General features: G+C 48.5%; 1 protein-coding gene. It reads right to left on the bottom strand.

The window, feature by feature from the left end:
• Positions 1-39: 39 nt before the first annotated feature.
• Positions 40-598: ABC transporter substrate-binding protein (locus KIV40_RS33835; protein WP_285353810.1), on the bottom strand; the 559-nt coding region annotated here is incomplete at its 5' end.

The raw sequence follows: 598 nt of genomic DNA, 5'->3' as shown, positions 1-598 counted from the left end.
GCTGTGGGGAGCATTGCAGCGAGAGAAAATAAAAACGGTTTAATCATTGTCGGTAAGCTGCCTGTGATGTTGAATCACCGCATGACTGATTCGGTTGCGAAGCGTCATCGAGGTATTGATTAAGGTGGAGTAGAACTGCGCCTTATCCAACAAACTTTGGTCGGGGTAGAGTGCCAAATACTGCTTCTCGTAAGGAGGGATATGCTGGTGCGCTTGGTCGTTAGTGGTGGTCATCGACAAGTCTAATGCATTGAGAGCCGCGATATCTGGACGATGAAGAAAGTTGAGAAAGCGCGCGGCCAGTTCAGGATTTGGTGCATCGTTGAGTATAGCCAGGCAATCAACCCACAAAATAGTCCCTTCGTCTGGAACATTGAACCCCCATTCATAATCGGGAGTGAAGCTTTGTAGTGTTACCTCATCACCGCTGTAACCTGCGGCAAGGTGAATGTTGCTCGCTCGTGATGGGGCTTTCTCGATGTACGTTAGTAGGTATTCATAGGTTGCTACGTAGGGAACCTGTGCCAGTAACTCTTGATAAACCTCTTTGAGCACCGTTTGATTGGTCGTATGTGCCGATACGCCGCGCACAAACAAA

It is taken from the genome of Vibrio sp. D173a, from assembly GCF_030248475.1.
The sequence above is the reverse complement of the archived record's forward strand: the minus strand, read 5'-3'. Positions and strand labels throughout refer to the sequence as shown.